We start from the raw sequence: 11,987 nt of genomic DNA, 5'->3' as shown, positions 1-11,987 counted from the left end.
GGGAAGAATTGATCGCCCGTTCGATCGGGTGGAATGGTTGAAAACCTATCCAAGAGGATTTTGAAATGGCAGAGATTACTGCAGCGTTGGTCAAAGAACTGCGCGAGCGTACTGGCGAAGGCATGATGGACTGCAAAAAGGCCTTGACCAAGGCTGGCGGCGACATCGAGAAAGCCATTGATGACATGCGTGCTTCGGGCGCCATCAAGGCTGCCAAGAAAGCCGGCAACGTTGCCGCTGAAGGCGCTATCGCCATCAAGGCTGACGACAAGGCAGCCGTGCTGCTGGAAGTTAACTCGCAGACCGACTTCCTGGCCCTGCAAGACGACTTCAAGAACTTCGTTGCTGCCTGCGTAGAAAAAGCCTTCGACGAAAAACTGACCGACGCAGCTCCGCTGATCGCCGCTCAGGAATCGGCTCGTGAAGCTCTGGTCGCCAAAGTAGGCGAGAACGTCAACATTCGTCGCCTGGTACGCGTAGAGGGCGACGTTGTCGGCACCTACCTGCACGGTAACAAGATCGGTGTTGCTGTTGTTCTCAAGGGCGGTGATGTTCAGCTGGCCAAAGAGATCGCCATGCACGTGGCGGCAAGCAACCCTGAGTTCCTGCTGCCATCGCAGGTTTCGCCAGAAGCCATCGAGCGCGAGAAGGGCGTTTTCCTGACCCTGAACGAAGACAAGATGAAAGGCAAGCCAGCTGAAATCGTCGAGAAGATGATCGCCGGCCGTATCACCAAGTTCCTGGCTGAAGCCAGCCTGGTAGAGCAAGCTTTCGTGATGAACCCGGAAGTCACCGTTGGTGCCCTGGCCAAGAAAGCCGGCGCTGAAATCGTTTCCTTCACTTACTTCAAAGTAGGCGAAGGCATCGAGAAGCCAGTGGACAACTTCGCAGAAGAAGTTGCTGCCCAGCTGGCTGCCGCCAAGCAATAAGACGGTTTTTTAACTGTCGCCCAGAAGAGGCTGCCCGCTCACGCGCGCAGCCTCTTTTCAGATGGGGTATCAATTTTTATTTGGTTTCCCTTTGGAACTGGCTTACAAAGCCATGTTCCGATGGCGCTGAAGCAGTGCCAAGCTAGAGTGAGCGTCAGCTGTAAAACAGCTCGCAAAGAATTTTTTTTAAATACGCCGCAGGAGAGATTCGCAATGGCTCAGCAGGGCAGTGGTTATCAGGCTCGCTATAAACGCATTCTACTCAAGCTTAGCGGCGAGGCCCTGATGGGCTCGGAAGAGTTCGGGATCGATCCGAAAGTTCTGGATCGCATGGCATTGGAAGTTGGCCAACTGGTCGGCATCGGCGTTCAGGTTGGTCTGGTTATCGGTGGTGGCAACCTGTTCCGCGGTGAAGCGCTGAGCAAGGCTGGCATGGACCGGGTCACCGGCGACCACATGGGCATGCTGGCCACTGTGATGAACGCCCTGGCGATGCGCGACGCCCTTGAGCGCGCCAACATCTCGGCCATCGTGATGTCCGCTATTTCCATGGTTGGCGTGACCGATCACTACGATCGTCGCAAGGCCATGCGTCACCTGAATTCCAAGGACGTGGTGATTTTCGCGGCCGGTACCGGCAACCCGTTCTTTACGACGGATTCGGCAGCCTGCCTGCGTGCAATCGAAATCGATGCCGATGTCGTGCTCAAGGCGACCAAGGTCGATGGTGTCTACACCGCTGACCCGTTCAAAGACCCGCATGCCGAGAAGTTCGATCATCTGACTTATGATGAAGTGCTGGATCGCAAGCTGGGTGTGATGGATCTGACGGCCATTTGCCTGTGCCGCGACCACAAGATGCCACTACGCGTATTTAACATGAACAAGCCCGGCGCCCTGCTGAATATCGTACACGGCGGCGCTGAAGGGACCCTGATCGAGGAAGGCGCACAATGATCAACGAAATCAAGAAAGACGCTCAAGAGCGCATGCAGAAGTCCGTGGAGTCGCTCGCGCACAACTTCGGCCGTATTCGTACCGGCCAGGCGCACCCGAGCATCCTGGAAGGTGTGATGGTGCCGTACTACGGCTCCGACACCCCGATCAAGCAAGTGGCCAACATCACCGTCAAGGACGCCCGTACCCTGCAAGTCGTTGCTTTCGAGCGCAACATGCTGGGTGCCGTCGACAAGGCGATCGGTAGCGCAGGTTTGAACCTGAACCCGACCAACCTTGGCGAGTTGCTGTTGATCTCCATGCCTGCCCTGACCGAAGAAACCCGCAAGGGCTTCACCAAGCAGGCTCGTGACGTCGCTGAAGATGCCCGTGTTGCCGTGCGCAACATCCGTCGTGATGCCAACAGCCAGCTCAAGGATCTGGTCAAGGAAAAAGAGATCAGCGAAGACGAAGAGCGTCGTGCGACTGGCGAGATCGACGATCTGACCAAGAAGTTCGTGGCTAAAATCGACGCGGATCTGGCGCAGAAAGAAAAAGACCTGATGGCCGTATAAGGGTCGCGTTTTCATGGAAAAGACTAAGCAGACTGCACCGTCCGCGGTGCCGCGCCATGTCGCGATCATCATGGATGGTAACAATCGCTGGGCGAAAAAACGCTTTATGCCAGGTGTCGCCGGGCATAAAGCGGGCGTGGATGCGGTACGTGCAGTCATTGAAGTCTGCGCCGAGGCCAAGGTCGAAGTGCTGACCCTGTTCGCCTTCTCCAGCGAGAACTGGCAACGTCCGGCCGATGAGGTCAGCGCTTTGATGGATCTGTTCTTCAAGGCGCTGCGTCGTGAGGCCAAGCGCCTCAACGACAACAACATCAGCCTGCGCATCATTGGTGACCGCTCGCGTTTTCATCCAGAGCTGCAGGCTGCCATGCGTGAAGCCGAGGCCATGACGGTTGGTGCCAATCGTTTTGTCCTGCAGATCGCCGCAAATTACGGCGGTCAGTGGGATATCGCGCAAGCTGCGCAACGACTGGCGCGAGAAGTTCAGGCCGGGCACTTGCGTCCGGAAGACATCACGCCTGATCTGCTGCAGACCTGCCTGGTCACGGGCGATCTGCCGTTGCCGGACCTGTGCATCCGCACCGGTGGCGAGCACCGCATCAGCAACTTCCTGCTCTGGCAACTGGCCTATGCCGAGTTGTATTTCTCCGACCTGTTCTGGCCGGACTTCAAACACGATGCCATGCGCAATGCGCTGGCCGATTTCGCTTCCCGCCAGCGCCGCTTCGGTAAAACGAGCGAGCAGGTCGAGGCTGGAGCCCGGGTTTAATGCTTAAACAACGAATCATCACCGCACTGATCCTGCTGCCGATTGCCTTGTGCGGATTCTTTCTGCTTGAAGGTTCCGGTTTTGCACTGTTCATCGGGCTGGTCGTGACCCTTGGTGCCTGGGAATGGGCGCGTCTGGCGGGTTTTGCCGCTCAAGCGTACCGCGTTGGCTATGCCGCTGTGGTCGCTCTGGTGCTGTTCCTCATGTACATCCTGCCCGGCCTCGCGCCTTGGGTATTGGGCGCTTCAGTGCTGTGGTGGGCAGTGGCGACGTATCTGGTGCTGACCTATCCGCGCTCGAGCGAGCAATGGTCCAGTGCGGCGACCAAGTTGGTGATCGGCCTGTTGATTCTTCTGCCGGCCTGGCAAGGTCTGGTGCAGATCAAGCAATACCCGCTGGGTAACTGGCTGATCATGGCGGTGATGGTGTTGGTCTGGGGTGCCGATATTGGCGCCTACTTCTCCGGTCGCGCTTTCGGCAAACGCAAGCTCGCACCACAGGTCAGTCCGGGCAAAAGCTGGGAGGGCGTGTACGGTGGTCTGGCGCTGAGCCTGGTGATTACCACAATCGTTGGTCTGGTACGCGACTGGACGGTGGCCGAGCTGCTCAAAGGGTTGATCGGTGCCGCGCTGATCGTGTTCATTTCGGTGGTGGGTGATCTCACTGAAAGCATGTTCAAGCGTCAGTCCGGGATCAAGGACAGCAGTAATCTGCTTCCGGGTCACGGCGGCGTGCTGGATCGTATTGACAGCCTGACGGCAGCGATTCCGGTGTTTGCGGTGCTGCTGTGGATGGCTGCACCATGAGCCGCCCACAACAGATTACCGTTCTGGGGGCGACCGGCTCGATTGGCCTGAGCACGCTCGACGTCATCGCTCGTCACCCTGATCGATATCAGGTCTTTGCCTTGACTGGCTTCAGCCGCTTGAGTGAATTGCTGGCGCTCTGCGTACGCCATGTCCCGCGATTTGCCGTGGTGCCTGAGATCGCGGCTGCCCGCACCCTGCAAGATGATTTGCGCGCGGCGGGTCTCTCGACCCGTGTTCTGGTGGGTGAGGACGGTTTGTGTCAGGTCGCTTCCGATCCGGAAGTCGATACGGTCATGGCGGCCATCGTCGGTGCGGCGGGTTTGCGCCCGACACTGGCGGCGGTGGAGACCGGCAAGAAAATTCTGCTGGCCAATAAAGAGGCGCTGGTCATGTCCGGCGCGCTGTTCATGCAGGCCGTGCGCAAGAGCGGTTCGGTGTTGCTGCCGATCGATAGCGAGCACAACGCCATTTTCCAGTGCATGCCGCTCGATTATGCCCGTGGCCTTGAGGTGGTTGGCGTACGTCGGATTCTGCTGACGGCTTCCGGCGGTCCGTTTCGACAGACGCCCATGGCGGAGCTGGCGAATGTTTCTCCCGATCAGGCGTGTGCTCATCCGAACTGGTCCATGGGGCGAAAAATCTCCGTCGACTCGGCCAGCATGATGAACAAGGGGCTTGAGTTGATCGAAGCCTGCTGGCTGTTCGATGCCAAGCCTTCGCAGGTGGAGGTGGTGATTCACCCGCAAAGTGTGATCCATTCGCTGGTCGACTACGTCGATGGTTCTGTTCTGGCACAGCTGGGTAATCCGGACATGCGCACGCCCATCGCCAATGCCCTGGCCTGGCCGGAGCGGATTGACTCGGGCGTGGCGCCGCTGGACCTGTTTGCCATTGCGCGGTTGGACTTCCAGGCGCCCGATGAAAAACGTTTCCCGTGCCTGCGTCTGGCTCGTCAGGCGGCCGAAGCGGGTAACAGCGCGCCAGCCATGCTCAATGCGGCGAACGAAGTGGCGGTAGCGGCATTTCTCGACGAACGGGTTCGTTACCCGGAAATCGCGAGTATCATCGAGGAAGTACTGAATCTGGAGCCCGTAGTGGCGGTGGATGATCTCGATGCAGTGTTCACGGCAGACGCGAAGGCCCGATTGCTGGCCGGACAATGGTTGAGCCGTCACGGGCGGTAAATGCTGCGGATAGTTGGCCCAGGCAGCAGCGGATAGGAATGCGGAGAAAGTAGATGAGCGCGCTCTATATGATTGTCGGCACCCTGGTCGCTCTGGGTGTGCTGGTTACCTTCCACGAGTTCGGCCATTTTTGGGTCGCGCGTCGCTGTGGGGTCAAAGTGCTGCGTTTCTCCGTAGGCTTCGGCATGCCTTTGCTGCGTTGGCACGACAAGCAGGGCACCGAATTTGTCGTCGCCGCCATCCCGTTGGGCGGCTACGTCAAAATGCTCGACGAGCGCGAAGGTGAAGTACCGCTCGATCAGCTTGATCAATCCTTCAATCGTAAATCCGTTCGTCAGCGCATTGCCATCGTAGCGGCGGGGCCGATTGCCAACTTCCTGCTGGCATTTACGTTCTTCTGGGTATTGGCAATGCTCGGCAGCGAGCAGGTGCGTCCGGTCATCGGCGCTGTCGAGTCCGGGAGTATCGCGGCCAAGGCAGGTTTGAGCCCTGGCCAGGAAATCGTGGCCATTGATGGTGAGGCGACTTCCGGCTGGGCAGCGGTGAACCTGCAACTGGTGCGTCGCCTGGGCGAAAGCGGTTCGTTGCAGATAGTGGTGCGCGAACAGGGTTCCACGGCCGACTCTCCTCGTGAACTTGTGCTGGACAAGTGGCTCAAAGGGGCTGACGAGCCCGACCCTATCCATTCTTTGGGGATTCGTCCATGGCGTCCGGCATTGCCGCCTGTCCTGGCCGAGCTCGATCCAAAGGGGCCGGCCAAGGCTGCCGGCCTGAAGACCGGTGACCGGTTGCTCGCGCTCGATGGTCGTACGCTCGATGACTGGCAGCAGGTTGTCGATACCGTCCGTATGCATCCTGATACCAAAATCATGCTGCGGGTTGAGCGCGACGGTGCTCAGATCGACGTCCCGGTAACACTTGCCGCTCGCGGCGAGAGCAAGTCACCCAGCGGTTATTTGGGGGCAGGGGTGAAAGCGATCGACTGGCCGCCGGAGATGATCCGCGAGGTCAGCTACGGGCCATTGGCAGCAATTGGCGAGGGGGCTCGACGCACCTGGACCATGAGCGTGCTGACCCTCGATTCACTGAAGAAAATGTTGTTCGGCGAGCTCTCGGTAAAAAACTTGAGTGGACCGATAACCATTGCTAAAGTGGCGGGCGCTTCGGCCCAGTCGGGTGTTGCTGATTTCCTGAATTTCCTTGCTTATCTGAGTATTAGCTTGGGCGTTCTGAATTTGTTGCCCATTCCGGTACTGGATGGGGGGCATTTGTTGTTTTATCTGATCGAGTGGGTGCGTGGTCGTCCCTTGTCAGATCGGGTGCAAGGTTGGGGGATACAGATCGGTATCAGTTTGGTGATCGGGGTGATGTTGCTTGCTCTGGTTAATGATCTGGGTCGACTGTAACGCTTCGCTGAATTGCGAATCTGCCGCATTTTGCGGCAGTTTGTTTATTGCCAGTTGGAATAAGAAAGGACTTCATGAAACGTCTGCTGCTAACTGCGGTTCTCACCGTATTGATGATCGCCGAAGTTCACGCCGAGTCCTTCACTATCTCTGATATTCGCGTCAATGGCCTCCAGCGGGTCTCCGCGGGTAGCGTCTTTGGTGCTTTGCCGTTGAACGTCGGTGAACAGGCGGATGATCGTCGCCTGGTGGAATCCACTCGTGCGTTGTTCAAAACCGGTTTCTTTCAAGATATCCAGCTGGGCCGCGATGGCAACGTCCTGGTCATCACGGTAGTCGAGCGCCCGTCGGTCGCCAGTATCGAGATCGAAGGCAACAAGGCGATCTCTACCGAAGACCTGATGAAAGGCCTCAAGCAATCCGGTCTGGCCGAAGGCGAGATCTTCCAGCGTGCCACCCTCGAAGGTGTGCGTAACGAGCTGCAGCGTCAGTACGTCGCCCAGGGTCGCTACTCGGCTACCGTCGACACCGAAGTGGTGCCGCAGCCGCGTAACCGCGTCGGCCTGAAGGTCAACATCAACGAAGGCACCGTTGCGGCTATCCAGCACATCAACGTGGTCGGCAACACGGTCTTCCCTGACGAAGACCTGATCGACCTGTTCGAACTCAAGACCACCAACTGGTTGTCGTTCTTCAAGAACGACGACAAGTACGCCCGTGAAAAGCTGTCCGGTGACCTGGAACGCCTGCGTTCCTACTATCTGGACCGTGGCTACATCAACATGGATATCGCTTCGACTCAGGTCTCCATTACGCCAGACAAGAAGCACGTCTACATCACCGTCAACGTCAACGAAGGCGAGAAGTACACCGTTCGTGACGTCAAGCTCAGCGGTGACCTGAAAGTCCCTGAAGACCAGATCAAGTCCCTGTTGCTGGTGCAAAAAGGCCAGGTGTTCTCGCGCAAGCTGATGACCACCACCTCCGAACTGATCACCCGTCGCCTGGGTAACGAGGGTTACACCTTCGCCAACGTCAACGGTGTGCCTCAACCGCACGACGAAGATCACACCGTAGACATCCTGTTCGCGGTCGATCCGGGCAAGCGTGCCTACGTGAACCGCATCAACTTCCGTGGCAACACCAAGTCCGAAGACGAAGTGCTGCGTCGTGAAATGCGTCAGATGGAAGGCGGCTGGGCTTCCACTTACCTGATCGACCAATCCAAGACCCGTCTTGAACGTCTGGGCTTCTTCAAGGAAGTCAACGTTGAGACTCCGGCCGTGCCGGGTGTCGATGACCAGGTGGACGTCAACTACAGCGTTGAAGAACAAGCCTCCGGTTCGATTACCGCCAGCGTCGGTTTCGCCCAGAGCGCCGGTCTGATCCTCGGTGGTTCGATCACCCAGAACAACTTCCTGGGTACCGGTAACAAGGTCAGCGTCGGCTTGACCAAAAGCGAATACCAGACCCGCTATAACTTCGGCTTTGTCGACCCCTACTGGACCGCCGATGGCGTGAGCCTGGGTTACAACGCGTTCTACCGCACGACTGACTATGACGAGCTCGATACTGACATCGCCAGCTACGCCGTAGACAGCCTGGGTGCAGGCGTGAGCGTTGGCTACCCGATCAGCGAGACTTCGCGTCTGACCTTTGGCCTGACGGCTCAGCAGGACGAGATCAAGACAGGTGTGTACACCGTTGACGAGATCTTCGACTTCGTTAACAAGGAAGGCGACAAGTACCTGAACTTCAAGGCTTCGGCCGGTTGGTCCGAGTCCACCCTGAACAAGGGTGTGCTCGCTACCCGTGGTCATTCCCAGAGCCTGGTGCTGGAATCCACGATTCCAGGCAGCGACCTGTCGTTCTTCAAGCTCGACTACCGTGGCCAGTTGTTCCAGCCATTGAGCGAGAACTACACCATGCGCCTGCACACCGAGCTGGGTTATGGCGATGGCTACGGGTCGACGGATGGCTTGCCATTCTATGAAAACTACTATGCTGGTGGTTTCAACTCGGTTCGTGGCTTCAAGGACAGCACCCTGGGGCCTCGCAGTACACCAAGTACCGGCAAGAACCCTGGTACAGCGGTCGACCCGGACCAGGATCCGCTGCCGTTCGGTGGTAACGTCCTGATCCAGGGTGGTGTGGAGGTTCTGTTCCCGCTGCCGTTCATCAAGGATCAACGCTCCCTGCGGACCTCGGTATTCTGGGATGTGGGTAACGTGTTCGATTCATCTTGCTCGGATACCACAAACGCGGATGGCTCGAAGTCCAACACCAAGTGCAACGATATCAGTCTGAGCAACATGGCCAGTTCCGTCGGTGTGGGTGTGACCTGGGTCACCGCACTGGGTCCTCTGAGTTTCGCCTTGGCCATGCCAGTCAAGAAACCGGATGACGCTGAAACTCAAGTGTTCCAATTCTCTCTCGGCCAGACGTTCTAAGCGTCTGACCCAAGATAACGACAATGAATTTTGTAGGGGTGCATCGTGCGTAAGTTGACTCAATTGGTTCTCCTGGCCAGCGTACTGGTCGCTGGTCCGGCGTTCGCCGACATGAAAATTGCTGTTCTGAACTATCAGATGGCTCTGCTGGAGTCCGATGCGGCCAAGAAATACGCCGTGGATGCCGAGAAGAAGTTCGGTCCTCAGCTGACCAAGCTCAAGACGCTGGAAAGCAGCGCCAAGGGCATTCAGGACCGTCTGATGGCCGGTGGCGACAAAATGCAGCAGGGCGAGCGCGAGCGTCTGGAGCTTGAATTCAAGCAAAAGGCCCGTGACTTCCAGTTCCAGTCCAAGGAACTGAACGAAGCCAAAGCCGTTGCCGACCGTGAAATGCTGAAGCAGCTCAAGCCGAAACTGGACAGCGCTGTGGAAGAAGTCATCAAGAAAGGTGCTTTTGACCTGGTCTTCGAGCGTGGCGCAGTGATTGATGTCAAGCCTCAGTACGACATCACTCGCCAGGTTATCGAGCGCATGAATCAGCTGAAGTAACTATGACAGCGACTATAAAGCTCGGCCAATTGGCCGAGTTCCTCGGCGCCACGCTACGTGGTGACCCGGAGAAAGAAATTACTGGGCTAGCCACTTTGCAAGAGGCTGGCCCAGCTCAGTTGAGCTTTCTCGCAAACCCTCAATACCGTAAGTACCTGGCAGATAGCCAGGCCGCAGCTCTGTTACTGAAGGCTGCTGATGCTGAAGGTTTTGCCGGTAATGCGCTGATGGTGCCTGATCCGTATCTGGCCTACGCGCGCGTTTCCCACCTGTTCGATCCAAAGCCGAAAGCGGCTGCCGGCATTCACCCGACAGCCGTTGTGGCCGAGGACGCGGTGGTTGACCCGGCTGCGAGTATTGGTGCCTTTGCGGTGATCGAAAGCGCGGCACGTATTGCTGCGGGTGTGACCATCGGTGCGCATTGCTTCATCGGTGCCCGTTGCGAAATTGGCGAAGGCGGCTGGCTGGCCCCGAGGGTCACGCTGTACCACGACGTGCGTATCGGCAAGCGTGTGGTCATTCAGTCAGGTGCCGTGCTCGGCGGCGAAGGTTTCGGTTTCGCCAATGAGAAAGGTGTCTGGCAGAAAATCGCCCAGATCGGTGGTGTGTTGGTCGGTGACGATGTGGAGATTGGCGTGAATACCGCTATCGACCGCGGCGCATTGGCCGATACCGTTCTCGGTAATGGTGTGAAGCTCGACAACCAGATCCAGATCGCCCACAACGTTCAGGTCGGTGATCACACCGCCATGGCCGCCTGCGTCGGGATCTCCGGCAGCACCAAAATCGGCAAGCATTGCATGCTCGCTGGCGGTGTAGGGCTGGTGGGGCATATCGAAATTTGCGACAACGTTTTCATCACCGGGATGACCATGGTGACCCACTCGATTACCGAAAAGGGTTCCTATTCTTCCGGTACGGCAATGCAGCCAGCAGCCGAATGGCGCAAAAGCGCGGCTCGCATCCGTCAGCTCGATGACATCGCGCGGCGCCTGCGACAACTGGAAAAGCGTGTAGGGGAAGTGACCCCTGACGGTAATGCTTCATCAGATGGCTGATACCATTTCCATATCAAGTGTGCACAGCCGTTAGACGGCCTGCTTGATTTGCTAGAGGGGCGTGTGTCAGTCGCGCGCTCCCAATCTTTACATAGGCTTCCCCCCGAAATGATGGACATCAACGAGATTCGCGAATACCTGCCTCACCGTTACCCGTTCCTGCTGGTGGACCGGGTAGTGGAGCTGGATGTTGAAGGCAAGCGCATTCGCGCCTACAAGAATGTCAGCATCAACGAACCGTTCTTCAATGGTCACTTCCCTGCGCATCCAATCATGCCGGGCGTACTGATCATCGAGGCAATGGCTCAGGCTGCCGGGATCCTTGGTTTCAAAATGCTTGACGTGAAACCGGCTGACGGCACGCTCTATTACTTCGTCGGGTCCGACAAGCTGCGCTTCCGCCAGCCGGTTTTGCCGGGCGATCAGCTGATCCTTGAGGCCAAGTTCATCAGCTGCAAGCGTCAGATCTGGAAGTTCGAGTGCCAGGCTTCGGTCGATGGCAAGCCTGTCTGCTCGGCTGAAATCATCTGTGCGGAACGCAAGCTATGAGTTTGATTGACCCTCGTGCAATCATCGATCCGACAGCCGTTCTGGCTGACGGCGTCGAGGTCGGCCCGTGGTCGATCGTCGGCGCAGGTGTGGAAATCGGCGAGGGGACAGTCATCGGGCCGCACGTGATTCTCAAGGGCCCGACCCGAATCGGTAAGCACAATCGCATCTACCAGTTTTCCTCGGTGGGCGAAGACACACCCGACCTGAAGTACAAGGGCGAGGAAACCCGCCTGGTGATCGGTGACCATAACGTCATCCGTGAAGGCGTGACGATTCATCGTGGCACCATCCAGGACCGCTCGGAAACGACCCTGGGCGACCACAACCTGATCATGGCCTATGCCCACATAGGCCACGACAGCGTTATCGGCAACCATTGCATCCTGGTGAACAACACCGCACTGGCGGGCCATGTGCATGTGGAAGACTGGGCGATCCTTTCCGGTTTTACCCTGGTTCACCAGTATTGCCACATTGGCGCCCACAGCTTTTCAGGTATGGGTACGGCGATCGGCAAGGATGTTCCTGCGTATGTCACGGTGTTCGGCAACCCTGCCGAAGCCCGGAGCATGAACTTCGAGGGCATGCGCCGTCGGGGCTTCAGCGAAGATGCGATCCACGCGCTGCGTCGTGCCTACAAGGTGGTGTACCGCCAGGGCCTGACCGTGGAGCAGGCGCTCGCCGAACTGGCGGAGCCTTCTGCGCAGTTCCCGGAAGTAGCGGTGTTCCGTGACTCCATCCAGTCTTCGACCCGCGGCATCACCCGCTAA

Annotated in this window: 12 protein-coding genes; all 12 read left to right on the top strand. The window is 57.9% G+C overall.

Annotated features, from left to right (window positions below):
• Window positions 1-65 precede the first annotated feature (65 nt).
• The 12 genes from tsf (at window position 66) to lpxA (ending at window position 11,987) form a co-directional block, all read left to right on the top strand.
• Entirely contained in the window at window positions 66-929 is an 864-nt protein-coding gene (tsf, locus tag ABIE16_RS05310) for a translation elongation factor Ts (RefSeq protein ID WP_008052779.1), read from the top strand.
• Window positions 930-1,142: 213 nt separating this feature from the next.
• Complete coding sequence (pyrH, locus tag ABIE16_RS05305) at window positions 1,143-1,886, top strand: UMP kinase (RefSeq protein WP_056720982.1); 744 nt, start codon at window positions 1,143-1,145, stop codon at window positions 1,884-1,886.
• Complete coding sequence (gene frr, locus ABIE16_RS05300; protein ID WP_008000041.1) at window positions 1,883-2,440, top strand: ribosome recycling factor; 558 nt, start codon at window positions 1,883-1,885, stop codon at window positions 2,438-2,440. The genes pyrH and frr overlap by 4 nt, the downstream gene beginning before the upstream one ends.
• 13 nt (window positions 2,441-2,453) lie before the next feature.
• Window positions 2,454-3,209 carry a polyprenyl diphosphate synthase gene (gene uppS / locus ABIE16_RS05295; RefSeq protein WP_057716173.1) on the top strand — a complete coding sequence of 252 codons (756 nt, stop codon included), beginning with the start codon at window positions 2,454-2,456 and terminating at the stop codon, window positions 3,207-3,209.
• Window positions 3,209-4,015 (top strand): phosphatidate cytidylyltransferase, encoded by an 807-nt coding sequence (locus tag ABIE16_RS05290; protein WP_057716172.1) that lies wholly within the window; start codon window positions 3,209-3,211, stop codon window positions 4,013-4,015. The genes uppS and ABIE16_RS05290 overlap by 1 nt, the downstream gene beginning before the upstream one ends.
• Complete coding sequence (gene ispC, locus ABIE16_RS05285) at window positions 4,012-5,202, top strand: 1-deoxy-D-xylulose-5-phosphate reductoisomerase (protein WP_429520660.1); 1,191 nt, start codon at window positions 4,012-4,014, stop codon at window positions 5,200-5,202. The genes ABIE16_RS05290 and ispC overlap by 4 nt, the downstream gene beginning before the upstream one ends.
• Window positions 5,203-5,255: 53 nt before the next feature.
• Window positions 5,256-6,608, top strand: a complete 1,353-nt coding sequence (rseP, locus tag ABIE16_RS05280) for a sigma E protease regulator RseP (protein WP_407514168.1) — start codon at window positions 5,256-5,258, stop codon at window positions 6,606-6,608.
• Between the two features lie 74 nt (window positions 6,609-6,682).
• Complete coding sequence (bamA, locus tag ABIE16_RS05275; RefSeq protein ID WP_057716169.1) at window positions 6,683-9,058, top strand: outer membrane protein assembly factor BamA; 2,376 nt, start codon at window positions 6,683-6,685, stop codon at window positions 9,056-9,058.
• A gap of 45 nt (window positions 9,059-9,103) precedes the next feature.
• Window positions 9,104-9,607, top strand: a complete 504-nt coding sequence (locus tag ABIE16_RS05270; RefSeq protein ID WP_007990260.1) for an OmpH family outer membrane protein — start codon at window positions 9,104-9,106, stop codon at window positions 9,605-9,607.
• Window positions 9,608-9,609: 2 nt separating this feature from the next.
• A complete protein-coding gene (lpxD, locus tag ABIE16_RS05265; protein ID WP_090453388.1) occupies window positions 9,610-10,665 on the top strand; it encodes a UDP-3-O-(3-hydroxymyristoyl)glucosamine N-acyltransferase in 1,056 nt (351 codons plus the stop codon).
• 108 nt (window positions 10,666-10,773) lie between these two features.
• Window positions 10,774-11,214: a 3-hydroxyacyl-ACP dehydratase FabZ gene (fabZ, locus tag ABIE16_RS05260; RefSeq protein WP_007978374.1), complete on the top strand. Its 441-nt coding sequence runs from the start codon at window positions 10,774-10,776 to the stop codon at window positions 11,212-11,214.
• The gene (gene lpxA / locus ABIE16_RS05255; RefSeq protein WP_057716167.1) at window positions 11,211-11,987 is read left to right on the top strand and encodes an acyl-ACP--UDP-N-acetylglucosamine O-acyltransferase; all 777 of its coding nucleotides are present in this window, start codon (window positions 11,211-11,213) and stop codon (window positions 11,985-11,987) included. Before fabZ ends, lpxA begins: the two co-directional genes overlap by 4 nt.

Source organism: Pseudomonas sp. 2725 (assembly GCF_050434585.1).
Classification (GTDB): domain Bacteria; phylum Pseudomonadota; class Gammaproteobacteria; order Pseudomonadales; family Pseudomonadaceae; genus Aquipseudomonas; species Aquipseudomonas jessenii.
This window is presented reverse-complemented; position numbering and strand designations above follow the sequence as displayed.